The organism is Novosphingobium arvoryzae, from assembly GCF_014652615.1.
GTDB classification, from domain to species: domain Bacteria; phylum Pseudomonadota; class Alphaproteobacteria; order Sphingomonadales; family Sphingomonadaceae; genus Novosphingobium; species Novosphingobium arvoryzae.
The window spans coordinates 357,709-380,499 of record NZ_BMZD01000003.1; the positions used below are offsets into that span (position 1 = coordinate 357,709).

Annotated in this window: 21 protein-coding genes and 1 tRNA gene; 10 read left to right on the forward strand and 12 right to left on the reverse strand. The window is 63.5% G+C overall.

The genetic code is table 11. The features are described from left to right. Positions 1 to 124 precede the first annotated feature (124 nt). The 5 genes from IE113_RS08215 to IE113_RS08235 form a co-directional block, all read right to left on the reverse strand. The gene (locus IE113_RS08215) at positions 125 to 1,375 is read right to left on the reverse strand and encodes a serine hydrolase domain-containing protein (RefSeq protein ID WP_189540314.1); all 1,251 of its coding nucleotides are present in this window, start codon (positions 1,373 to 1,375) and stop codon (positions 125 to 127) included. A 90-nt stretch (positions 1,376 to 1,465) separates the two neighbouring features. Then, on the reverse strand, positions 1,466 to 2,011 hold the full coding sequence (locus IE113_RS08220; RefSeq protein WP_189540316.1) for a type III secretion system chaperone family protein: 546 nt from the start codon (positions 2,009 to 2,011) through the stop codon (positions 1,466 to 1,468). 41 nt (positions 2,012 to 2,052) lie between these two features. Further along, entirely contained in the window at positions 2,053 to 3,252 is a 1,200-nt protein-coding gene (locus IE113_RS08225; protein ID WP_189540318.1) for a carboxynorspermidine decarboxylase, read from the reverse strand. A gap of 13 nt (positions 3,253 to 3,265) precedes the next feature. Continuing rightward, entirely contained in the window at positions 3,266 to 3,616 is a 351-nt protein-coding gene (locus IE113_RS08230; RefSeq protein ID WP_189540320.1) for a DMT family protein, read from the reverse strand. A 10-nt stretch (positions 3,617 to 3,626) separates the two neighbouring features. Continuing rightward, positions 3,627 to 4,838 carry a saccharopine dehydrogenase family protein gene (locus IE113_RS08235; RefSeq protein ID WP_189540322.1) on the reverse strand — a complete coding sequence of 404 codons (1,212 nt, stop codon included), beginning with the start codon at positions 4,836 to 4,838 and terminating at the stop codon, positions 3,627 to 3,629. A gap of 62 nt (positions 4,839 to 4,900) precedes the next feature. Between IE113_RS08235 and IE113_RS08240 the strand changes: the two genes are divergently transcribed. The 3 genes from IE113_RS08240 (at position 4,901) to IE113_RS08250 (ending at position 6,847) form a co-directional block, all read left to right on the forward strand. Further along, the gene (locus tag IE113_RS08240) at positions 4,901 to 5,878 is read left to right on the forward strand and encodes a threonine ammonia-lyase (RefSeq protein WP_189540325.1); all 978 of its coding nucleotides are present in this window, start codon (positions 4,901 to 4,903) and stop codon (positions 5,876 to 5,878) included. A 74-nt stretch (positions 5,879 to 5,952) separates the two neighbouring features. After that, complete coding sequence (locus IE113_RS08245; protein WP_189540327.1) at positions 5,953 to 6,384, forward strand: MAPEG family protein; 432 nt, start codon at positions 5,953 to 5,955, stop codon at positions 6,382 to 6,384. A 22-nt stretch (positions 6,385 to 6,406) separates the two neighbouring features. Then, positions 6,407 to 6,847 (forward strand): MAPEG family protein, encoded by a 441-nt coding sequence (locus IE113_RS08250; protein WP_229822213.1) that lies wholly within the window; start codon positions 6,407 to 6,409, stop codon positions 6,845 to 6,847. A gap of 65 nt (positions 6,848 to 6,912) precedes the next feature. Here IE113_RS08250 and IE113_RS08255 read toward each other — a convergent pair whose 3' ends face one another. After that, the gene (locus tag IE113_RS08255; RefSeq protein WP_229822215.1) at positions 6,913 to 9,381 is read right to left on the reverse strand and encodes a TonB-dependent receptor; all 2,469 of its coding nucleotides are present in this window, start codon (positions 9,379 to 9,381) and stop codon (positions 6,913 to 6,915) included. Between the two features lie 274 nt (positions 9,382 to 9,655). Between IE113_RS08255 and infA the strand changes: the two genes are divergently transcribed. The 5 genes from infA to IE113_RS08280 all read left to right on the forward strand — a co-directional run bounded on the left by infA (position 9,656) and on the right by IE113_RS08280 (position 11,767). Next, on the forward strand, positions 9,656 to 9,901 hold the full coding sequence (infA, locus tag IE113_RS08260; RefSeq protein WP_189540329.1) for a translation initiation factor IF-1: 246 nt from the start codon (positions 9,656 to 9,658) through the stop codon (positions 9,899 to 9,901). A 17-nt stretch (positions 9,902 to 9,918) separates the two neighbouring features. Continuing rightward, a complete protein-coding gene (locus IE113_RS08265) occupies positions 9,919 to 10,491 on the forward strand; it encodes a Maf family protein (RefSeq protein ID WP_189540336.1) in 573 nt (190 codons plus the stop codon). After that, a complete protein-coding gene (locus IE113_RS08270; protein WP_189540338.1) occupies positions 10,484 to 11,443 on the forward strand; it encodes a ribonuclease in 960 nt (319 codons plus the stop codon). Before IE113_RS08265 ends, IE113_RS08270 begins: the two co-directional genes overlap by 8 nt. Beyond that, entirely contained in the window at positions 11,440 to 11,604 is a 165-nt protein-coding gene (yacG, locus tag IE113_RS08275) for a DNA gyrase inhibitor YacG (RefSeq protein WP_189540341.1), read from the forward strand. The genes IE113_RS08270 and yacG overlap by 4 nt, the downstream gene beginning before the upstream one ends. A gap of 87 nt (positions 11,605 to 11,691) precedes the next feature. Then, positions 11,692 to 11,767: transfer RNA gene (locus tag IE113_RS08280), tRNA-Phe, on the forward strand. 132 nt (positions 11,768 to 11,899) lie between these two features. Here the strand turns inward: IE113_RS08280 and IE113_RS08285 are convergent. From IE113_RS08285 to IE113_RS08300, 4 genes are all read right to left on the reverse strand, one after another. Beyond that, positions 11,900 to 12,988: an LLM class flavin-dependent oxidoreductase gene (locus IE113_RS08285; RefSeq protein ID WP_189540344.1), complete on the reverse strand. Its 1,089-nt coding sequence runs from the start codon at positions 12,986 to 12,988 to the stop codon at positions 11,900 to 11,902. Between the two features lie 140 nt (positions 12,989 to 13,128). Then, positions 13,129 to 14,043, reverse strand: coding sequence for an aldo/keto reductase (locus IE113_RS08290; protein ID WP_189540345.1), 915 nt, complete (start codon positions 14,041 to 14,043; stop codon positions 13,129 to 13,131). Next, positions 14,043 to 15,053, reverse strand: a complete 1,011-nt coding sequence (locus IE113_RS08295; protein ID WP_189540347.1) for a LacI family DNA-binding transcriptional regulator — start codon at positions 15,051 to 15,053, stop codon at positions 14,043 to 14,045. The genes IE113_RS08290 and IE113_RS08295 overlap by 1 nt, the downstream gene beginning before the upstream one ends. Then, entirely contained in the window at positions 15,050 to 17,050 is a 2,001-nt protein-coding gene (locus IE113_RS08300; RefSeq protein WP_189540349.1) for an alpha-glucosidase, read from the reverse strand. The genes IE113_RS08295 and IE113_RS08300 overlap by 4 nt, the downstream gene beginning before the upstream one ends. Positions 17,051 to 17,265: 215 nt before the next feature. Between IE113_RS08300 and IE113_RS08305 the strand changes: the two genes are divergently transcribed. Next, on the forward strand, positions 17,266 to 19,584 hold the full coding sequence (locus IE113_RS08305; RefSeq protein ID WP_229822217.1) for a TonB-dependent receptor: 2,319 nt from the start codon (positions 17,266 to 17,268) through the stop codon (positions 19,582 to 19,584). Between the two features lie 254 nt (positions 19,585 to 19,838). Here the strand turns inward: IE113_RS08305 and IE113_RS08310 are convergent, their stop codons facing one another. Then, entirely contained in the window at positions 19,839 to 20,246 is a 408-nt protein-coding gene (locus IE113_RS08310; RefSeq protein WP_189540353.1) for a hypothetical protein, read from the reverse strand. A 49-nt stretch (positions 20,247 to 20,295) separates the two neighbouring features. Then, positions 20,296 to 21,525 carry an MFS transporter gene (locus tag IE113_RS08315; RefSeq protein WP_189540355.1) on the reverse strand — a complete coding sequence of 410 codons (1,230 nt, stop codon included), beginning with the start codon at positions 21,523 to 21,525 and terminating at the stop codon, positions 20,296 to 20,298. A 137-nt stretch (positions 21,526 to 21,662) separates the two neighbouring features. On the opposite strand from IE113_RS08315, the gene IE113_RS08320 reads away from it, so the two are divergent. Continuing rightward, positions 21,663 to 22,763, forward strand: a complete 1,101-nt coding sequence (locus IE113_RS08320; protein WP_229822218.1) for a YeiH family protein — start codon at positions 21,663 to 21,665, stop codon at positions 22,761 to 22,763. The last annotated feature ends 28 nt before the right edge of the window (positions 22,764 to 22,791 follow it).

Here is a 22,791-nt window from a genome sequence, read left to right on the forward strand (position 1 = left end):
AGTTTCGAACAAGCTGCCTTGCGGTTTGGAAGTCCCCATGGGGCAGCGGATGGCCCCTATAAAACAGCGCGGGTGAACTGCAAGTGAAAACGCATCGTTTCCAGCAGGAATCAGGTGGGTAAAATCACCCCTGCATCAACCGTTCGGCCATGGCCCGATAGGCTGGCAAGGACACCGGATCGTTGCCGGAACTGGCGGCAATCGGGTGCGAACCGAACCGGGCAATGACCATTTCCGCAACCGGATCAATGTAGATCCCCTGCCCATGAATGCCGCGCGCGGCATAGGCGCCGTGGTTGCCCGGCATCGTCCACCACTGGCTGCGATAGGAACAGTCCGGCAAGTAGACGTATCCCGCCTTGGCAAACGCCGTGCGACTCGCCCCGCCGCGAATCGATTCAACCGCCGCCAGCGGGATCGCCGCGCCGCCATGCCCCACCCCATCACAGCGCATGGCCTCGCCAAATCGGGCAAGGTCGCGCAGCACGGGGTTCAACCCGCCGCCGGCAAAGGGCATTCCGGTCGAATCGATCAGGAAATCGGCATCCTGCTCCATGCCCAGCGGTTGCCAGATCCGCTCTGACAGCACGCGGTCAAGGCGCTTGTTCTCGGTCCGCGCCACGATCCAGCCCAGCACTTCGGTGTTGCAGGTCCGATAGGTGAAGCGCTCGCCGTGCTCCCCCGCCTTGACGATCGTCGGCAGGAAGGCATAGATATCAGTCGGCCCAGTGTAGCCGGCCGGACGCGGGGTCAACCCCAAAGCCAGACTGAAGGCACCGATGCCCGAAGCGGAGTCGGTATAGTCCTCCGAAAAGTCGAGCGCCGTGGTCATGTCCATGACCTGCCGCAGGGTTGCATCGGCAAAGCCGCTGCCCAGCATTTCAGGCAGCAGATCCCCGACCGGAGCCTCCGGGTCGAGCCGCCCTTCCTCCACCAGCATTTCCGCCACCGTTCCAACAAAGCTCTTGGTTACGGAAAAGGCGATATGGGGCGTATCGCGCCGGGTTACCCCAAAATAGCGTTCATAAACCACCTGACCGCGGTGCAGCACCAGGATCGCATCAGTGAAGTTGGCGGCAAGCGAGTCGCCCCAGCTCATCTCACGCCCGTCATCCAGCGTCGTGAAGCGCACACTATCCAGATCGTCGCGCGGTGATTCCGGCAACTCCCACACTGCACCGCCCCCTCTGGAAACCCGTGCCGAGGGCAGGAACTCGCGCATGTGCGAGAATGCATGGCGATGCGTGGGAAAGCGCATGTGCCCGGCCGCAGCCGCCAGAATGCGCTTTTCCGGCGCTGGCGGCAGTCCCTGCATCCAGCCCATGGTTACCGGGTCGCTGGTATGGGCATCCAGCACGATGCGCTGTTCGGTCATGACAATCCTCTCCCGCCAGGGGCTGTTGCCCAGCCCTCTGGCCATCACCCCGCCGGGCCGCCGACAACCGCCGACGAAACGGCGTGGGCGCTATTTCTTTTCCGACTCCGGGAAGACGTATTTCAGGGTCGAAGCCTGAACGTCCAGCAGAACACGCAGGTTCTGGCGCAGGTTCAACCAGGTCACGCCATCGTCCATCACGACGTAGCGGGTAAAGCCGACGGTCTTGTCTTCCTTGTCCCACCAGGTACCGATGGCGGCTTCTTCCATGTTGGCCTTGTTCACGCCCTCCAGCGTCACGCTTTCATCGTCGTCATAGCGGACCTGCATCATCGCCCCCTGGCAGCCCTTCACCTTGCCGATATCGCAGGCCGTGCCAATCAGCAGAAAGTACAGGCCATCCGCCGTCTTGCCGCGCACGCTGGGAGCCTCAAACGGATGCAATTCGTCCACTGTGTGCCCTTCAGCCAGCACCAGTTGCTGCAAGTCACTCTCGGTCACCGCCTTAAGCACCTTGCCATCGGCAACCTTGGCTGGCGCAGCCTGCGCTCCAGCCGCAGCCGCCAGCGCCACAGCGGACAGCAGAACCGATTGAAATTTCATGATAAACCCTTCAAGAACCGGACGCGCGCCCATATCGTGACGGTATGAGAGCGCATTCCGATTGGCAAGGCGGTTCAACTCAGCCGATCACGGAAATCCGCATATGAAAACCGCCGGACACATTCCAGCGCATCCGTCTGACTGTCCCACAGCCAGATCGAAGGCAGCGGCACACCGTTGAAGGTGGTCGTCTTGACCATCGAATAGTGCGCCTGATCCAGAAACGCGAAGCGCTGGCCGACTTCCGGCCCCGACGGGAACCGGTAATCGCCGATCACGTCTCCTGCCAGACAAGACGGCCCGCCCAGCCGGACAGCACCGCCGGCCGTTTCATCGATCTCGGTATCGACTGGCTCCAGTTCGCCCAACATCGCCGGTCGATAGGGCGCCTCGATCACATCGGGCATGTGGCAGGTCGCCGAGATGTCTGTGATGGCCAGTGGCATGCCGTTCCACTGGGTGTCGAGGATCGTCCCAACCAGGACCCCCGCATCGAGCGCCACCGCTTCGCCGGGTTCAAGATAGATTTCGCAGCCCGTCTTGGCTTTGACCTCGTTGAGGAAGTCGACCAGATCATCGCGCTGGTAGTCGGCCCGGGTGATGTGGTGCCCGCCACCGAAGTTCAGCCACTTCAATTGTCCCATATAGGGCGCCAGACGCGGTTTCACGGCCTCCCATGTGCGCTTCAACGGCTCGAAATCCTGCTCGCACAGCGTGTGGAAGTGGATGCCCTCCACCCCGGTCATCAGTTCCGGCGTCAATTGATCGACCGGAAACCCCAGCCGGGAATGCGGCGCGCACGGATCGTAGCGCGGCACTTCACCTTCGGCATGGAGAGGATTGATCCGCAGACCGACGTGGAACGCCTCCCCCGCCGCCCGTGCCGCTGCCACAAGCGGCGCGAACCGAGCGATCTGGCCGGGCGAATTGAAGATCACATGGTCAGAAAGGCGGAGGATTTCCGGCAGATCATCAGCCTTGTAGGCCGCGCAATACGTCGCGACCTCACCCTTGTAATGTTCCGCCGCAAGCTGAGCCTCCCACAGTCCACTGGTGCAAACGCCATCGAGGTACTCACCGACAATCGGTGCCACCTTCCACATGGAAAACGCCTTCAGCGCTGCCAGCACCTTGATGCCCGCCCGGTCCCGGATATCGGCCAGCACGGCCAGATTCTGCCGCAACCGGGCGGCATCGACCACGAAAGCCGGGCTGTCGACGCGCGACAGGTCGAAGTGGGCGAATGCTCCCGGATCACCGGCGCGGGTTTCCATCGATCTGATTCCTTCAACCGAACGGGGACTTGAACACGAACCACGCGCCCAGCGCGATCAGCACGAAACCGATCGCCTGGCTGATCGTGGGCCGGGTATCGAACAACAACCACGCAACGCCCACGAACGTCACGAGCGAGAGAACTTTCTGGATCGTCTTGAGCTGCGCGAGCGAATAAATCTGGCTACCCAGGCGATTGGCCGGAACTGCCAGACAATATTCGAAGAAAGCAATGCCCCAACTGGCCAGAACCGCCAGCCAAAGCGCCCTCCCCGGCGCCTTGAGATGACCATACCATGCCAGGTTCATAAGCACGTTAGAACCGGCCAGCAGGCCAATCGGGGCAATTGCGGACCAGTTCATTCGCAGCGGTTCAGAACGTCAGCGGCCCGGCCAGTTCCTTGACCTGCCAGGGCAAGCCATGCTGGTTGAGCATGTCCATGAACGGATCGGGATCGAACTGTTCCATGTTGAACACGCCCTCACCCGTCCAGGCCCCAGTCAACAGCATCGCCGCACCGATCATGGCCGGAACGCCGGTGGTGTAGCTGACCGCCTGATTGCCGGTTTCGTGGAACGCGTCCTCATGATCGCAGATGTTGTAGATGTAGAACGTCTTTTCGCCGCTGCCGTCCAACGCCTGGCCAGTGGCGATATCGCCGATATTGGTCTTGCCCTTGGTCGTCGGCCCCAGCGTTTCCGGCTTGGGCAGCACGGCTGCCAGGAACTGCAGCGGAATGATGTCCTTGCCCTGGAACCGCACCGGCTCGATCCCCGTCATACCGACATTCTGCAGCACGGTCAGATGCGTGATGTAGGCATCGCCAAAAGTCATCCAGAACCGGATACGCTCGATCTCGGGCAAGTGGGTTTTCAGGCTTTCGATTTCCTCATGATACATGAGGTACATGTTCTTCGGACCGACGCCCTCGAACTCGAAGTTCTGGCGGATGGTGAGCGCAGGGGTCTCCACCCATTCCCCGTTTAGCCAATGCCGCGCCGGAGCGGTCACTTCGCGGATATTGATTTCCGGGTTGAAGTTGGTGGCAAAATGCTGGCCGTGATCGCCGCCGTTGCAGTCAAGAATGTCCAGCGTACGAATGGTCTTGAGCTTATGCTTCTTCAGCCAGGTCGCAAAAACGCTCGTCACGCCAGGATCAAAGCCGGAACCCAGCAGCGCGACCAGACCCTGTTCCTTGAACCGATCGTGATAGGCCCACTGCCAATGATACTCGAACTTGGCCTCATCCTTAGGCTCGTAATTGGCGGTGTCCATGTAGCTGACGCCCGCGGCCAGGCACGCGTCCATGATCGGCAGATCCTGATACGGAAGCGCCAGATTGACGACCAGCTTCGGGCCGATCTGCTGGATCAAACGGGTCAGGGCGGGAACTTCTTCGGCGTCGATTTCGTACGTGTGGACCGTTTGGCCCGTGCGCTCCTTGACCGAGGCGGCAATGGCATCGCACTTTGCCTTCGTGCGGCTGGCGAGGTGAATCTCGCTGAAAATCCCGGCGTTCATCGCCATCTTGTGGACGCAGACCGAGCTGACGCCGCCTGCACCGATCACCAGAACCTTGCTCACCTGCGAATCTCCTTTGGCCCGACACTTCCTATGGGGCGAAGCCGCGCATATAGGATTGTTTCATGACAGCACAACAAATGCGCAGCCCTACCCCGGAAGGCGTGGCCCGTGCAGCCGCCAAGATAGCCGATCTTTTGCCGCGCACGCCACTGCTGGAAACCGAAATCCACGGTCACTCCGTTTGGATCAAGGCCGAGAGCCTGCAACCCATCGGCGCGTTCAAGATCCGCGGCGCGTGGCATCGGCTGTCGGACCTCACCGAGGAGGAACGCGCGCGCGGCGTAGTTGGGGTATCCAGCGGCAATCATGCGCAGGGCGTTGCCTGGGCGGCCCGCCGGCTGGGCATTGCTGCCACCATCGTCATGCCTGTCGACGCACCGGCCGTGAAACTGGCCGCGACCCGGGCGCTGGGAGCGGAGGTGGTGCTGTATGACCGGCCCGGCGGCGAAGATCGCGATGAACTGGCCCGGCGGCTGTGCGCCGAGCGCGGTGCAACACTGGTCCATGCCTATGCCGACCCTTGGGTGATCGAGGGCCAGGGCAGCGCAGGCACCGAAATCATCGCGCAGATGGCTGAGCGAGGCATGCGCCCCCCAACACGGGTGATTGTCTGCTGTGGCGGCGGCGGGTTGACGGCTGGTCTGGCGCTGGCCTGCCCGGATGCAGAGATCATTCCGGTCGAGCCCGAAGGATGGGACGACGTATGCCGCAGCCTGGCAACCGGGACCATCCAGCGCGTGATGGCTGACGCTCCGGCCACGGCGTGTGACTCGCTGCAGACCCCAGCCACGTTTCCGATCAACTTTGCGATCCTGAAAGAGCGCTGCACGCATGGCGTTGCCGTGACCCCGGCCGAAGTCCGCGCTGCCCAGCGCTTTGCCTTCAGCGCATTGCACCTGGTGGTCGAACCCGGCGGCGCTGCCGCGCTTGCAGCCGCATTGGCCGGCAAGGTCCCGCTTGATGGCCGGACCGCCATCCTCGTGACCGGCAGTAATACCGACCCGGCAGACTTTGCAAAGGTGCTGGCGAGCACCGATTAGTTGCATTTGACAATCGGCTGGGGTCTGCCAACTTCCCCGAACTCGCAAAAGCGGGGACATAGGGGGAGAATTCGATGCAAGCGCAAATACTCGCGCCTGGCGCCGCGCTGGTGCTGTGGACAATCGTCATGCTGTTCTGGATGGCGGCGACCCGGCTGCCCGCGATCGCCAAGAACGGCGGACTCGGCGCGGCCAAGCCTGGTGGCCGCGGTCAGGATCTGGAGGGCGTACTGCCAGACCAGATCAACTGGAAATCCCATAACTATTCGCACCTGCTGGAACAGCCAACCCTGTTCTACGCCACGCTGGCCACGCTGGCGATCCTGGGTGCGCATGAGCACGATGTGCTGTTCGCCTGGGGTTACGTCGGGCTGCGGGTGGCACATTCACTGTGGCAGGCAACGGTGAACACCATTCCGGTGCGCTTTACACTGTTCAACCTGTCAACGCTGTGCCTGCTTGTGCTGGCTGTTCGCGCGGCCATGCTCACACTGGGCGCCATCTGATCAAAAAAGGGGAGATTGAGTGATGATTGGGATGGATATCCTGCAACCGCTGGCCGTTCTGGCTGGCTGGACGATGTTGATGTGGCTGTGGATGTACGTCACGCGGATTCCGGCAATGAACGCCGCGAAAATCGACGCGAAGACCATGACTGGTGGAACAGGAAAGGATCTGGACGCAGTCCTGCCGGGCAAGGTTCAATGGATTGCCCATAACTACAACCACCTGCACGAGGCGCCGACCGTGTTCTACGCGGTTGCGCTGGCGTTGGCCTTGATCGGTCAGGGCGATGGGCTGAATGCCACGCTTGGCTGGGCCTACGTGGGCCTGCGCATAGCGCATTCTCTGGTTCAGGCGACGGTCAACAAGGTGATGCTCCGCTTCCTGCTGTTTGCACTTTCCAGCTTCGCGCTGATGGGGCTGACCTTGCACCTGGTCATCGCGGTATTCCACAGCGCTGCGTGAGCGTCTGAACGTGGGTCGGCCGGAAACAATCCGGCCGGCCCACATCCGGAACTCCGACAATCCGCTCAGAACATCTTGCGGAATTCCACTTCGATCACGCGGCCGCGCGGATCAAGGTAATCAGGCTGGTAGCTGAGCGGAACCAAGCCGCTGGAATCGGTGACTTTCTGACGCGAATCCAGCAGGTTCTCGAACCGCAGCGAAACCCGGCTGCCCTTGAAGAAGGGCGCCGATTTGACCAGACCGGCTCGCGCGCCCAGGTCCGCGAACATCGAGATTCCGATCTTTGTAACACTGCCAAAGCGCAGGTCACTGGAACCCGGTGCCCCGGTCGCACTGATGGTGGCGGGTGCAATCCAGCTGCCATTCATGAACATGCCGAAACCGTTCTTGAACAAGCCGCCGTTGAACTCCAGCGAATGTCGTGGAGTCCCCCCTGCTGCCAGTGCATCCCCGGCCAGAAGATCAAGCAACGGCCCGCCGGGTGCAACCAGCACCGAACTGTCGAACTGAACAGTATGATACATCCCGAAGTTCCAGCGCCCCTGACCGCCGCCGGGACCGCCCATCATTCCCATCATCATCCCGCGACCACTGCCGCCAGCGCGTGCGGGACCACCGCCGGGCGCAGGTGGGCGAGCACCACCTGCCATCATGCCAGCCCCGCCCGGGCCGGCCTCTGGCGCCTTGCCGAGCGTGCCCGAGAGGTTGAGCCCCCATCGCAAACGGGAGCTTTCCTGCTTGGCAAATGTCACCGGCCGTTGATCCACGGCAACGATGCGACCGCCAGCATCCCGCACGACCCGGCCCGGAAAGGCCGCTTCGATTTCCGGGGTGAGTAGCGGAAAGGCTGCTGTCACTTCATTGGAGCGGTTGCGGAAGTATTCGGCCAGCAGGTTCGAGTTGGCGAGGAAGGGCAGCTTCCAGTTGGCTCCAAACTTCAGATCGCGCTGACGCTCCTTGCGTAAAGCAGGATTGCCACCGCCAGCGATTGTCGCGAGGACCGTTTCACCGCGCGTAAAGTCATAGACCGGCACATTGAACGTTACCGTCTGCGGATTGCCCAGTTGTGCCAGTCCGGGGGCCGCCTCATTGACCAGATAGCTGGCCTGCAACCCCAGCCCTTCCAGCGGAGACCAGGTCAAACCGGCGCTCCAGTCCTTGATCGAGCCAAAATCCGACAGGTGGTTGAGCCCGGCGCTGAAATTCAGCGAAATATCGCCAAGGCCTGCTCCAAACCCCTCTCGGCGGCTGGTGATCGGGATGCCCAGGTTCATCCCTGCCGATGCATCCCCACGGGTCAGCGAAATCGGACCAACCTTGCTGCGCGTGTCGCTGCTTTCGATATTCGACCACGCAAAACCGGCCTTGAAGGTTGCCGTGACTTCTCCACCGGGCAGGCGCACAGGGCGACCAACCAGAGTGATCAGGCTGTTCACATTCTCCGTGTTGCTGCGCACCGTATCGCGGCCTGGATCCGCCAATACCGGCAATGCCCCGTTGATGGGCAGACTTCCGCTCGCAGCCGCTGCGACGAGCGCCGCGGTATCTGCCCGGCGGTCAATGAGTGTACGGCTTTCACCATGGCTGCCATCGACCGTTGCGTTGAACTGCCAGTTTCCGAAAAAGGTGTTGATCCCCGCACCGACTTGCAGCGCCGTGCTGCGCGTCAGGCGTTCCAGTGGATCACCCACAGCGCGGACCGCGCGGATCGCATCGGGCGCAGTCAGAGCGACCAGCGTCAGCCCGGACAGGCTGCGGCTGTCACTGCGGGTCACGTTGCCGCTGAGCGAAATCTGCCCGCCCAACCCATCCTTGCCCAATCCGCGCGACCAAGCGGTATTGAGTGACAGTTCGCGGGAATCCGCAATCAACGTCCGCGCCGCAGCCGGGTCCGGATCAGTGCTGACACTCAGGCTGGAAGACTGGATCACGCCACGCTCGGCCTCGGTCAGCGGCGAGGTATCGTCGATCTTCGCGGTCACGTTGAAACGCTGTTTACCCGCGATACGCAGGGCCGTCGCTTCCAGCTCGTAAGCCTGAAACCCGCCGCGCGTCGGCACAGCGGTTTCAGCCTCGATCGTTTTGCTGGCAAAGCTGTCCTTAAGGATGAAGTTGACCACGCGCGCATCGGCCGGATAGCCGAAGCGCAGAGCCACTTCTTCCGGCAGGATCTCCACCCGGCGCACGGCCTCGGGCGGATAATTGCGCATTTCACGGAAATTGGTGATCCGTTGCCCGTTCACCAGTACGATCGGCATTCCCCCCCCGCGCCCGCGCCCGGACGTCGTCTGCGGGCTGATCCGGGCCAGCACATCGGTCAGATTGGCCGCCCCCAGGGACTGAAGGTCTTTCTCATCCAGCGTGGCAATCGGGGGCTGTGGAGCTTCGACCTGCCCCGCCACGCGGGTGGCAACCACAACGATGTCACCACCGGCATCGCGCGGCGCATACTCGTCATCTGCCTGATCTGTTCCGGCCGGGGCCTCCGAAGTTTGCAGATCGTCCAGCGCAAGCGCTGGCTGGGCGATCATGGCAATGGCAAGGGCCGAGAGTGAGAGTGCATGTCTGTGGCTGGGCATGGCGTCCAAATTGCTTGAGAAATTTCCGCACCTTGAGCAGGCGGCCCCTGTCCCCGGGGTGTCAGTTGGGGCCTGCACCGGGCCTTGGCAAGTCGCACCACGTAACAATTTGTCGCGCCCCTGAAATAGTGCTGCAAACGTGCCACACGCCAAAGGCTTTCCTTTTGCGCCGCGCGGAGCTATGGGGCGCCCCAAGCACACCGAAATGTATGGATATTGATCGCGGATGGCGAAAGAAGAACTGCTCGAAATGCGTGGCCAGGTGGTGGAACTGCTGCCCAACGCCATGTTCCGTGTCCGGCTGGAAAACGACCACGAAATCCTTGGCCACACGGCGGGCAAGATGCGCAAGAACCGCATCCGCGTTCTGGTGGGCGATGAAGTGCTGGTCGAACTGACCCCTTACGATCTGACCAAGGGCCGGATCACCTACCGCTTCATGCCTGGCCGTGGCGGCCCCGGCCAGTACTGAGCGAACCTTCGGGCGAAATGACGCCCTCCCTGATCCTTGGCTCGGCTAGCCCTCGCCGCCGCGAATTGATCGCGCGGCTAGGCGTTGAACTTGCTGGCGTGGCCGCCGCCGACATCGATGAAACGCCACTCCGCGCCGAACTTCCGCGCGTCTATGCCATGCGCATGGCCCGCGAGAAGGCCGCTGCGGTTGATGGCGGCACAGCGTTTGTGCTGGCAGGAGACACCGTGGTCGCCTGTGGCCGACGGATCCTGCCCAAGGCCGAAGATGAAGCCACTGCCCGCGAGTGCCTGGCCACGCTGTCCGGGCGGCGTCACCGCGTGTTGTCGGCCATTGCGCTAAAATATCCCGACGGAACCCTGCGCGAAAAGCTGTCAGAGACAATTGTGCGCTTCAAGCAGCTCTCCCCGGCCGAAATCGATGCTTACATCGCGGGCGGGGAATGGCACGGCAAGGCAGGGGGCTACGCCATTCAGGGTAGCGCAGAGGGGCTGATCGCGTGGATCGGTGGAAGCCATTCCGGCGTGGTCGGCCTCCCGCTGTTCGAAACGCGCAGCCTGTTGAAATCGGCTGGTTTCCCCATTGCCTGAGTGGCTGGTCGAGGAGGGGATTGGCGAAGAACGCGCCATCCTGCTCGATGGAGGCGAGGTGCTGGCGGCACGGTTGCGCTGGCCAGGCGGGCTGGAAGCCGGCCTGGTGGACGATGCAGTGCTGGTTTCCCGATCCAGCGGATCGAGGCGCGGCACCGCCCGTTTTGCCGGTGGTGAAGAAGCGTTGGTCGATGGTTTGCCACGCGATGCCCAGGAAGGCGGAGCGCTGCGTCTGATCGTGACTCGCGCCGCGATCGCCGAACGAGGGCGACTGAAGCGCGCACAGGCGCGCCCGAGCACGGCGCAACCCCGCCTTGCCCCGGGCCTGGCGGACCAACTCGATGCCAAAATCGTCCACCGCTTCCCCTCCGGCGCATGGGAAGATGTGTTTGCCGATGCCTGGACCGGCGCGATCGAGTTTCCCGGCGGGAACCTTACCGTGAGCCCCACCCCTGCCATGACGCTGATCGACATTGATGGCACCCTGCCTCCAGCGGCGCTGGCGCTGGCAGCCATCCCTGCCATTGCCGCCATGGTGGGGCGGCTTGATCTGGCCGGGTCAATCGGCATCGATTTCCCCACGCTGCCCGACAAGGCAGACCGGAGGGCGGTGGATGAGGCGCTGGACGCTGCCCTTGACCATTGGCCGCATGAGCGGACCGGCATGAACGGGTTCGGCTTCGTCCAGCTGGTTGCAAGGCTGGAACGGCCATCATTGCTGGCCCTTCTGACCCGGCAGCGGGCAGCTGCTGCTGCGCTACTGCTGCTCCGGCGGGCCGAGGGCGTCACAGAGCCCGGTGCATTGCTGCTGACGTGCCATCCCGCCGTCCGCGCAGCCGTTCTGCCGGAGTGGGAAGCGGAACTGGCGCGTCGGTCGGGACGGACGGTTCTTTGGGCACAGGACGCGAATCTTGCACTCGACGGCGGATTCGCGCAGGCGATCGCGGCATGACGACTCAGACCCGCAAGTGCCCGATCTGCGGCAAGCCCCGCAGCGCCGAACACGCCCCGTTTTGCTCGAACCGCTGCCGCGACCGTGACCTGATGCGCTGGCTCGACGATGGTTATGCCCTGCCCGGACCGGTTGCCGGACGCGAAGAAGGCGACGACTGAAAATTCATGCTTGCCAAGCGCGACGCGCTTCGCCATAGGCGCGCTTCCAGCCGCTGGCGGGACCGTTTCAGGCCTCGTCGCAGCATTGCCCGGATAGCTCAGTTGGTAGAGCAGCGGATTGAAAATCCGCGTGTCGGTGGTTCGAATCCGCCTCCGGGCACCACTTTCCCACATTGCGAAAGAATGCGTCCCTGTTGCAGGGACAGGTGCACCTACGTGCCTTCAAAGTGGCACAAGGCGGCCAACCGGAACTTCCGGTCGACCGCCTGCCACCTGCGTTCGCGTCGCGCCGGGTTTACAGCGTTAAAGGTCCGTGCTGGATGTGCGGCAGGACATGACGGGCAAACATGTCTGCCTCCTGCATGTGTGGATAGCCGGACAGGATGAACGCCTCGATCCCTTCGGCCTGATAGGCGCGGAGCTTGGCCAGCACCTGATCCGGCGTACCGACGATGGCCGCTCCGCAGCCGGAGCGGGCACGACCGATTCCGGTCCAGAGGTTGTCCTCGACAAACCCGTCGCCACCCGCTGCGCTGCGCAGTTCCTGCTGGCGCTGCACGCCATAGTTCTTCGCATCAAGCGATTGTTCACGAATCGCCTTGCCTGCATCCTCGTCCAGTTTGGAAAGCAGGCGATCCGCATACATCCGCGCTTCCTCCTCTGTTTCGCGCACAATCACGTGGGCGCGGTAGCCGAACTTCAGCGTGCGGCCGAACCGGGCAGCGCGCTCCTTCATGTCGGCGATGGTTTCACGCACCTTGTCCATCGTGTCCGGCCACATCAGATAGACATCGCACCCTTCTGCGGCGCATTCGCGTGCTTCGTGGCTCAGGCCGCCGAAGTAGAACGCCGGGCACTTGCCGGACAGGGTCGTGATCCGCGGCGGGTCCAGCTTGAGCTTGTAGAATTCACCTTCGTGATCGAGCGATTCCCCATTGAGGAGCGTGCGCACGATCTTCATCACCTCGGTCGCGCGGGCATAGCGCGGGCCAGAGGCAATCGTCTCGCCCGGCATATCGGACGAGATGATGTTCACATTGAGCCGCCCACCCGTACCGGCCGCGTTCGGGCCAAGAATACGGTCGAGCGTGGCAATGCGGCGAGCCAGCTGCGGCGGCCAGTCCTCACCGATCCGCGTTGCCCAGAGCAGCTTGATCCGTCGCACCTGCGTGGCCACCGCGGCGGCAAATGCGGTCGTATCGAGGCCCAGCTGATAGCCTGACGGAAGCAGGATATTGTCGAACCCGCCCTCCTCCGCGCGCAGCACGATATTGCGGCAATGTTCCCAGCTGGACTTCAGATAGGGGTCCGATACCCCGAGAAACTCGTAATCGTCATCGCAGAGGGCGGAAAACCAGGCGATCTCACACTGTTGGTCGGTCATGTAGCGCTCCTCACAAGCTCTGGACGCAGCGCCGCGCGCAACGCGGCCGCGTGGGCGTCGTTGGTTCGATCATTCTCTTGTCGCCAATGCGCCACCACCCGGCGCCATTGGCTGCTTCATGTTTATGTCTGTCAGCGCCGTCAGGGCAGCCGCTCACCGCGCGCCGCGACGAGCACGGCGTACCAGTCTTCACGGGTCCAGCGCACCTGCATGGCCGCCGTTCCTTCGGCAATGCGGCCAGCCTGTTGCGACCCGATGATCGGCACGATCCCGGCCGGATGCGCCATCAGCCAGCTATAGGCCGCCACGGTGCGCGAGACACCCTGCGCCGCTCCAACCCGGTCCAGTTCGGCCGCGACCGCCTTGTCGCGCGCGGTTTCCGGCTTGGCCAGACGGCCGCCACCGAGCGGAGACCACGCCAACGGGGCAAGCCCCAGCATCATGGCCTGATCCAGTTCGCCGTTTTCAAAGCAGGTGATCCGCAGCGGGCTGATTTCCGGCTGGGTCGAAACCAGCTTGTGGCCAAGAAACTGGTTGAGCGCGGCGGTCTGGTGCACGGTGAAGTTGGATACCCCCAGGGTGCGGATCTTGCCCGCCGTCACCGCATCATCCAGCACCCGCGCCACTTCCTGCGGGTGCGCCAGGATATCGGGGCGATGCACCTGCCACAGATCGACACTGTCCACCTTCAGGCGGCGGAGCGAGGCGTCGATCGCGCTGCGCAGATAATCCGCACTCTGGTCATAAGGCAGTGGCGGCAGAATGCCGCCCTTGGTGGCCAGCACCATGCGACCGCGCAGCCCCGGTTCAGCGGCCAGCACTTCGCCCAGCAGCGCCTCGGCATCGCCAAACCCGCTGGCGCCATCGAAACCATAGATGTCCGCCGTGTCGAGCAGGGTGATCCCGGCATCGAGCGCGGCATGCACCAGCGCGGCGGCTTCGGACACGGTCCGGCCATCTTCGGCCAGACGCCACATCCCCCAGGCGATGGGCGAGATCGCGATATCGCTGGAACCCAGCTGGCGGGTCGACGGAGGTGCGGGCAGTTCGCTCATCATGGTTTCCTGTATGGGGGCGCGACCGATGCGCGCTCGACTAGGGAATGGGGCAGGCGACGGTGCGTAATGTCGCCGCCCGCAATCAGGATTTCCGTCGCCGTGCGGGCCAGTTCGGCCATTGGCTGATGGATGGTGGTCAGCGGCGGCCAGACCGTGCGCGCCAGCGTGGTGTCATCGAATCCGGCGACCGAAAGCTGCCCCGGCAACTCGATGCCCCGATCGTGGGCAACCGCCAGCACCCCGGCGGCCATGTCGTCATTCGAGGCGAAGATTGCCGTGGGGCGATCCGCCATGTCGAGCAGGCGATTGGCTGCCCGCACACCGCTTTCGAAATCGAACTCGCCGTCGCAGACCAGTTCCGGTTCATAAGCGATACCGGCGCGGTCCAGCGCGCGGCGATAGCCGAACAGGCGATCATCCGACGCCATGTGATTGGGATGGCCCCTGATGAAACCGATGCGGCGATGCCCGGCATTGATCAGGTATGTGGTCATATCGTCTGCCGCCTGGGCATCGTCCATGAACACCGAACTGGTCAGGGCATGATTGGTCCCCGGCGAAATCCGCACGAACGGCACGTCCATCGCCTCCAGCGCGCGCAGCACCGGGACGCAATCGGTCACCGGCGACGACAGGATGATTCCGTCCACCTGAGTCTCAGACACTAACCCGCGCACTTGCTCGCCCACTTGCGGATCGGCCACATCAACGGGCTGCGCCAGCAGGCGGATGCTGTTCTCCTTGCAGAACTCCCAGCAGCCGGTCTGGATCTGGAACATGTAGTACGGGCTGTGGTTGTCATAGATCAGCGCGATCTGGTTGGACTTTGCCCCCGACAGGATGCGGGCCGCGATGCTGGGACGAAAATCCAGATCCCGCATCGCCTCCTCTACCCGCGCGCGCGTCTCGGCGCTGACATAAGGGTGGCCGTTCAGCACGCGGCTGACGGTCTTCACCGCCACCCCCGCCTTGGCCGCCACATCGCGGATATTGGACCGCTCGCTCATCCCTCCAGCACCCCCGCAAGACCCGCAAACAACGGCGCAAAAGCGCTGTCCGGGCGATAGAATACTGGCGGCTGACCGATCGGGGCAGGCACTTCATGAATGCCGGCGGGATAGTCCGCCCCCGTCCAGCAGTGCCGCCACGGCCCCTCGCCCGGCAGGATCACCGAGCGCGATTTCGCGCCTTCCTCGATCACTGGCGCCACCAGCAGATCGGCACCGTATAGGTATTGATCCTGCACCGTAAAGAGCGCCGGATCATCGGGGTAATGCAGGAACAGCGGGCGCTGCACCGGCAGGCCCTGATCGGTCGCTTCACTGCACAACTGGCGCACATACGGGGCCAGATGGGCATGAACGCGGCTCCACCGGGCGAAACAGGCCAGCAGATCGGCACTGGAATCGTATTGCAGGTTGTCGTCGGGGCGGTTGCCTTCATGGCTGCGCATGACTGGCGCAAATGCCGACAGCTCGCACCAGCGCTCCATCAGCTCCACCGTCCGCACATTGCCATGGAGCGAGGTGTAACCGCCGCAATCCGAATGGCTGTAGGCATTGCCCACCAGCCCCGCCGAGAGTGCGCCGGTAATCACCGTGCCGATCCCGTCATGCCGGGTGAAATCGACCGACTGATCGCCCGCCCACAGCAGCGGGCAATACCCCTGCACCCCGGAATAACCGGCCCGCATGAAGAATACCGCGTCGCCGGTCTTGCCCCGGCTGGCGACGGCCTGCGCATTGACCTCGGCCCAAAGCACGGGCCAGCGGTTATGCGCTTCCATCGGATCGGATCCATCGGCCAGCCTGACATCAGTGGGCAGATACTCGCCAAAGTCGGCCATCCAGCCCGAGATGCCGATGTCGAGCATTTCGCGGCCCAGCACCTTTTCCGCAAACCAGTCGCGGGTTTCGGGGCGGGTGAAATCCAGCACGCCGCAATCGAATTCGCCGAAATCGACGAGGTACACCTCATCGCTGTCCTGGCGCAGGCAGAAGTGCCCTCCTTCCGCAGCTTCCTCATACAGGATGCCATCGACCGCCAGGTAAGGATTGGCGTAGGCGAGGAACCGGATGCCGCGCGCTTCCAGCGCAGCAATGCGTTCGGGCAAGTCGGCGTAGCGCTGCCGGTCGCGCCGCCAGTCCCAGAACAGGCGGCGGCCAAAGCTGGTTTCGCGAATGCCGGCCCAGTCCTCGCACCACAAGCCCGATACGGCAGCCCCGGCCTTGATGAAGCCCTCCAGCCGTTCGAAACTGCGCAGACCGTCTTTCAGGCCAACGATGGCCCCGCCGATCGCCCAGTCAGGCAGCGGCGGCTGGCGACCGAACCGGGCGGAAAGCGCGCCAACCAGTTCCTGCGGGCAATCTTCCGCGTAGAGTTCAAACACCGTGCGCGGCGACCACACTTCCACCGCATGGCGTGACGGGTCGGTGAAATCCAGCACGCTGTAGCATTCCGCCGTGAAATGCACCGCCAGCCAGCGCGACGTCAGGAAGGTCGGCTGCGGATAATTGGTATTCCAGTAATCGCCCCCGGCCATGCCGGTTTCGTCCATCAACCGGGTCAGCGCGGTCGACTTGTCGCGCCCCACTCCCGGCTCGCTGGTCCACATCGGGAAAGCGCGGCCATTGAGCGCGAAGTAGCTCATCTGCTCCCCGCCGCCCCATACCGTTTCATCGGGTTCGGCGTGAAAGCTCAGGTGGATCCGGTCATACCCGTCACGCAGCAGTTCGACGGACAGTCGCCCGTCCACCAGCGCCAACCGCGCGGCGGGTATGCCGCCCTCCAGCAGCATCACGCCATCGGCTTCGACCTGGCATTCCGTCGGCACGATCCGATCGGTCGGCGCATCCTCGATCCGGAAGTTGCCGCGATACATCTCGACGCTGGGTGCGCCGCGCGCCATGGCCAGCGCCGGACTCTCTGCCCGGTGGGCCAGCACCAGTCGCCCCGCGAAATGCAGGTCAAACCCATCACCATGCTGCGTAAACCGGTCTTGCACGCCGATTCGTTCCCTCTCCGGCCCTAGCTGTGGCGCGTTTGCCACTACTCGGCCTTGTCCGTATGACACCGCTTGACATATCGAGCGCCGCAACGCAATTCAAGCCGCACAAGTGGCAGGGCAATCGTATGGAACGGGCCTGAGCCACGGTACGCAGTGCCGGGCCACGGAAGGTCCCCGCCCGGCTTTCGAGGGAGGAATTTCTCATGAAATCAATGCTTCGAGCATCAGCCGCTGTGCTGGCGCTGTCCGTTTTCGCAACCCCGGCCCTCGCCCAGGACGCTGCCAACGAGGCGGATGCTCAGGCTCCGGGCGAAATCGTCGTTACCGCGCAAAAGCGCTCGGAAAGCCTGCAGTCGGTGCCGGTTGCAGTCTCCGTGCTCAGCGGCGAATCGCTCTCGGAAGCGGCCCGTCCGAGCATCGAGAGCGCGACCCAGATGGTCCCCTCGCTGAACTTCCTGAAGTCGGGCACCACCCTGAACCAGACGATCTTCCTGCGCGGCGTCGGCACGGCCACGTTCTCGATTGCAGGCGAACCGTCGGTTTCGACCGTGGTTGACGGCGTCGTCTATGCCCGCTCGGGCGAAGCGTTCAGCGACCTCGTCGATGTCGCCCAGATCGAAGTCCTGCGCGGCCCGCAAGGCACGCTGTTCGGCAAGAACGCATCGGCGGGCGTGATCAACATCACCACCCAGATGCCCAAGAACGAGCTCGGCGGCACCGTCGAAGCCAGCTATTTCGACCGCAATGAAGTGCGCGTGAAGGGCTCGGTCAACCTGCCGATGGGCGAGAGCCTGGCCGGCCGGTTCAGCGCCTTCTACGGCTCGTATGACGGCAACATCCGCAACGTCACCACCAACGAATGGGTCAACGGCTACAAGCACTGGGGCGCCCGCGCCCAGTTCCTGTACGATCCCAGCGATGACCTGCGCATCTACGTCGCCGCCGACTACTACAAGAACGACGACGATTGCTGCGCCGACATCATCGCCACCGCACCGCTGACCGGTGCCGGCGTGCCGACCACCAGCCTGGCGTTCGCAGTTCTGCCCAACCAGGACGGGGCCAAGACCCGTGCCGTGGCGCAGAACCTGGTCACCGCGACCAAGGAAGAAGGCTGGGGCGTTTCGGCGCAGGCCGACATTGGCCTGGGCGACCACACGCTGACCTCGATCACCGCCTATCGCGGCTGGGACAACACCGAAATCCGCGACGGCGACTGGCTCGACAAGGCCTATGTCGGTTTTGCGCAGCTGCATGACAGCGGCCCGCAGACGTCGAACACCTTCAGCCAGGAACTGCGCATCACCTCGCCGGGCGATACCGCGCTGTCCTATGTCGTGGGTGCGTATTACTCGCGCGCCTATTCGGAGCGGACCTTCACCCGCAACGTGACGCAGTGCACCGCCGCTACCGGCGCTCCGAACAACGTGCTGATCCCGTGCGGCAGCGTGAACGCCAACCCGTCGACCTTCCCGTCGGGCACCGCCACGTTCGGTTCCACCTTCAACAACTTCGCGCTGTTCGGGCAGGCCACCTTCAAGCTGAGCGATGCCGCGCGCATCATCGGCGGCCTGCGCTACACGCATGACAAGCTGTCGGTCTTCCACAGCCGCAACACCACCCTCGCCGGTCCGGGCATCCAGCCCAGCTTCCCGGTGACCACCACGGGTACCGGCGCCCCGGCGGCTCCGTTCACGGCTGAAACCAGCAACGACAACCTGTCGGGCAAGGCCGTGTTCCAGATGGACTTCAGCGACGACGTGATGGGCTATGCCAGCTATGCGCGTGGCTACAAGGGTCCGGCCTACAACGTGTTCTACAACCTGACCGCCACCGGCACGAACGTGATCGAACCGGAAACTTCGGACTCGTTCGAAATCGGTCTGAAGAACACCCTGCTGGACGGCGCGCTGACGTTCAACATCGCGGGCTTCTATGCGAAGTACAAGAACTTCCAGGCCAACAACCCCGATCTGGTGGCTGGCGTGGTGGTGACCCGCTTTACCAATGCAGGCACGATTTCGACCCGCGGGATCGAAATGGACCTGAACTGGCGCGCGGGCCGCAACACCAACATCATGGCCGGCCTCGCGCTGACCGATGCCCACGTCAACCAGTTCAAGGTCGCGCCGGGTGCGGCCGCCTCGGCGATCATCCCGTCGGGCACCAAGCTGGGCTATGCGCCGACCTGGAAGGGTTCGATGGGGATCGATCACCGCATCGAAACCGGCAGCTTTGCCGACATCACCCTGGGCACCACGATGAACTTCCAGAGCAAGCAGCTCTCGCTGTTCTCGCCCAACGATGTGCAGCGCCTGCTGGGCACGATCCCGGCCTATGCGCTGGTCAACCTTTCGGTCGGGCTGGTGTCGCCGGACGACAAGTGGAAGATCACCGCGCAGGTCCGCAACCTGTTCGACAAGGCCTATCCGGCCGCGATCATCAACGGCGGCGTCAGCGGTTCCTACCGCTATCAGATCCCGCGCGATGCCGATCGCTACTGGGGCGTGAGCGCGCGCTACAGCTTCTGAACCACCCACCGTACGCGGTGAAACTTGAAGGGCCCCGGATTGCGATCCGGGGCCCTTTTTTGTGTGGGTTTGTGGATGCGACACGATCTGCCGCACCGTCATGCTGAACTTGGTTCAGCATCCATCGTGCCTCACTGCGGGAATCCAGCGGGGCGAGAGATGGACCCTGAACCAAGTTCAGGGTGACGACTTTCGAGGCAGCGATGCAGAATGCCGAACGACAAAAGCGGTTCCGCATTCAAGTAGCCAGTCCGTCAATCATTTGCCAATGCATCGCGGATGGCACTCAGCGCAGCTACCAACCAGAGCCCGCACCAGCCAACGATTGCACCAAGACTGTACCAGTTAGTCAAATCGCTCTGACCAGCCAGTTCAACACCGATGCACAACGAACCAGCAAGTGCGACCGAAACCGCTATGCGTGCAATGCCTTGCTTGCGGCAGTAAAGGTTCTTCTCAATTGCCCGCCAGTCCGCTGGGTAGCTTGCATGGGGCGTCAAACCGGGCAGAATACGAGTTCCCAGACACCCGTCCAGCAACAGCAGCACACCCCAAAGATAGAGTGCGGATTCAATGGATTGCCGCGCTCCGATCGTGCTGGCCGCAATGACAACCCCTAGGCCAGCGCAGAAAGCCCACCAAGGTAGACGAAATGTAATCATCAACCGATGATGTCACGCCCGTTGAGCGAGCACAATCAGAGCGCCCCCCCTACTGCGCCTTCGCCTTGCCCAGATCCGGCACCACCAGATGAATGAACAGCAGCGCCGCCAGATAGGCCCCGCCGCAGATCGCGAACATCGGGGTATAGCCGTGATCGTTCTGCAGCGACCAACCGGCCAGCTCGATGATCCCCATGCCCGACAGGTTGCCCGCGACCGCGCCCATCGCGATCACGCTGGCGATGCGGACGGTGGGGACGATGTCGGTGCTCATCCCGAAGATGTTGGTCGAAAAGCCCTGATGCGCGAACAGGCCCATGCCGATCAGCACGGCGGCGATCCACGGGCTGTGCGTGAACAGCGCCAGCGGCATCAGCAGCACCGCAATGGCATAGAACAGCATCGAGGACTTGCGCGCGCGGTTCATCGACCAGCCCCGCGACAGCAGGATCGGATAGAGCCCGCCCGAAGTGATCGCGCCCAGCGCCGCGAGCGAAAAGATGATAGCGATCGGCCAGCCCAAATCGCCCTGGCCCAGCTTGAACACCCGATTGAAAAAGTCCGGCATCCAGAACAGCACGAACCACCAGACGCAGTCGGTCAGGAACTTGGCGCCAATCACCGCCCAGCTGCGGCGGTCGGCGAACAACTCACCCCAGTTGACCGGCGCGCGTTCCGGCGCGGCGGTAACCGGCTTCAGGTTGCGGGTGCCCATCCACCAGCCGACCAGCCAGAACGCCCCCAGCGCACCGGTGACGACGAACGCCGCCTTCCAGCCAAACGCCAGAGCGAACGGTGGGATCAGCAGCGGGGTCAGGATCGCGCCGATATTGGGCGCCGTGTTGATCAGCCCGATCGCCATGTTACGGCGTTTTTCGGGGATATAGAGCGCGGCCGATTTCATGCCTGCGGGTGTGCTGACCGTCTCGCCAATCGCGAGCACGACGCGCGCCGTCACGAACTGCTGCACCGTGGTGGCCAGCGCGTGGGCTGCCCCCGCCGCACTCCACACGGCAACGGCAATGGCATAGGACCAGCGCACGCCCAGCCGGTCGATGAACCAGCCAACCCCCAGCAGCGCGGCCGCGGCGGCCAGCTGGAACGCGGAACCAAGGTGCGCGTAATCGTCGTCGCTCCAGCCGAACTCGGCCTCCAGCGTCGGCTTGAGCAGCGCCAGCACCTGCCGGTCGACATAATTGAGCGCATTGCCAAGAAACAGCATGACGATCAGCAGCATGATCGCCCGTTCGCTCACCCCATCGCTCCGGGTGCCATTCATCCGCGTCTCTCCCATTGCTTTGGCGCTTGTTTCACGCCCTTCCTGCTTGCAGAGTAACGCCTTCGGGGAATAAGGAAAGCGGGATATGACACCGCAGGACATAAAAAAGGGGGCGGGACGCGAAAATGGGGCAGGACATGAATAGCGGGCCAGACAAGAGCAGCATGGCCCGGGTCGACTGGGACGCCCTGCCCTATGGCGGCGACCTCTACGGCGAGATGCATCTGGCCGAAACGACGAGCGCCGCGGCACAGCCCAAGGACACCCTGTTTCCCGGTCTGGCGATCTGCGGCGTCGCGGCGGCGGCGGCGGCCTGGCTGTCAGAACACTACGGCTTTCCGATCATCCTGCTCGGCCTGCTGGTGGGCCTCTCGCTCAACTTCATCGCGCGTGATCCGCGCACGCACCTTGGGCTGGACTTCGCCTCGCGCACCTGCCTGCGCATCGGCATCGTGATGCTGGGGCTGCAAGTTACCTTCGCCCAGATCGGCGCGCTGGGCCCTGCCCCGTTTGGCGCGCTGGTGGTGGTCATGGCCGCCACGATCCTGGCCGGCGTGCTGGGCAGCCGGGTTGGCGGGCAATCGACTTATGCCGGGATGCTGGCGGGCGGCGCGACCGCAATCTGCGGCGCAAGTGCCGCGCTCGCGCTCTATGGCGTCATCGGCAAGCACCGGCTCAGCCAGGCGCAGTTCGCGCTGACGCTGGTCGGCATCTCGCTCGCCAGCGCGTTTGCGATGTCGGTCTATCCTGTGCTGGCCGAGGAATTCGCGCTGTCTGACCGGCAGGCCGGGTTCCTGATCGGCGCGTCGATCCATGACGTCGCCCAGGCCATTGGCGCCGGCTATGCCTTTTCCGACGCGGCCGGCAGCTATGCCACCATCGTGAAGCTGGCCCGCGTTGCGTTGCTCGCCCCGGTCGTGGCGCTGGTTTCGCTGGCGCTGACCCCCGCAGACGGATCAGTCGGTCAGCCATTGTGGAAACGGCTGGCGCTGCCCTGGTTCATCACCGCGTTTCTGGCCACGGTTGCGCTGAACAGCGTGGTGACCATGCCCCCGGTTCTGGCACACTATGCGCTGGTCGGGTCAAAGGCGCTGCTGCTGCTGGCCGTGACAGCCACCGCCATGCGCAGCCGGATGGACCTGCTGATGGAAATGGGCTGGCGGGCGACTGTGCCGGTCCTGGCCGCCACCCTTGTCAGCTTCGGCGTCGCGCTGGGGTTTGCTCTGCTGCTACTGTGATTCCGCGATCTGCGTTTGCCACAAACGT

Coding starts and splice junctions, on each gene's coding strand:
- IE113_RS08255 (WP_229822215.1), bottom strand. CDS start 9,381: ATGATCGCCCAGCCAGCGCTTGCGCTGGACGATCTGCAAACTTCGGAG.
- yacG (WP_189540341.1), top strand. CDS start 11,440: ATGACGACTCAGACCCGCAAGTGCCCGATCTGCGGCAAGCCCCGCAGC.
- IE113_RS08315 (WP_189540355.1), bottom strand. CDS start 21,525: ATGAATGGCACCCGGAGCGATGGGGTGAGCGAACGGGCGATCATGCTG.
- IE113_RS08230 (WP_189540320.1), bottom strand. CDS start 3,616: ATGAACTGGTCCGCAATTGCCCCGATTGGCCTGCTGGCCGGTTCTAAC.
- IE113_RS08305 (WP_229822217.1), top strand. CDS start 17,266: ATGCTTCGAGCATCAGCCGCTGTGCTGGCGCTGTCCGTTTTCGCAACC.
- IE113_RS08245 (WP_189540327.1), top strand. CDS start 5,953: ATGCAAGCGCAAATACTCGCGCCTGGCGCCGCGCTGGTGCTGTGGACA.
- IE113_RS08285 (WP_189540344.1), bottom strand. CDS start 12,988: ATGACCGACCAACAGTGTGAGATCGCCTGGTTTTCCGCCCTCTGCGAT.
- IE113_RS08225 (WP_189540318.1), bottom strand. CDS start 3,252: ATGGAAACCCGCGCCGGTGATCCGGGAGCATTCGCCCACTTCGACCTG.
- IE113_RS08290 (WP_189540345.1), bottom strand. CDS start 14,043: ATGAGCGAACTGCCCGCACCTCCGTCGACCCGCCAGCTGGGTTCCAGC.
- IE113_RS08295 (WP_189540347.1), bottom strand. CDS start 15,053: ATGAGCGAGCGGTCCAATATCCGCGATGTGGCGGCCAAGGCGGGGGTG.
- IE113_RS08220 (WP_189540316.1), bottom strand. CDS start 2,011: ATGGGCGCGCGTCCGGTTCTTGAAGGGTTTATCATGAAATTTCAATCG.
- infA (WP_189540329.1), top strand. CDS start 9,656: ATGGCGAAAGAAGAACTGCTCGAAATGCGTGGCCAGGTGGTGGAACTG.
- IE113_RS08265 (WP_189540336.1), top strand. CDS start 9,919: ATGACGCCCTCCCTGATCCTTGGCTCGGCTAGCCCTCGCCGCCGCGAA.
- IE113_RS08250 (WP_229822213.1), top strand. CDS start 6,407: ATGATTGGGATGGATATCCTGCAACCGCTGGCCGTTCTGGCTGGCTGG.
- IE113_RS08240 (WP_189540325.1), top strand. CDS start 4,901: ATGACAGCACAACAAATGCGCAGCCCTACCCCGGAAGGCGTGGCCCGT.
- IE113_RS08320 (WP_229822218.1), top strand. CDS start 21,663: ATGAATAGCGGGCCAGACAAGAGCAGCATGGCCCGGGTCGACTGGGAC.
- IE113_RS08215 (WP_189540314.1), bottom strand. CDS start 1,375: ATGACCGAACAGCGCATCGTGCTGGATGCCCATACCAGCGACCCGGTA.
- IE113_RS08310 (WP_189540353.1), bottom strand. CDS start 20,246: ATGATTACATTTCGTCTACCTTGGTGGGCTTTCTGCGCTGGCCTAGGG.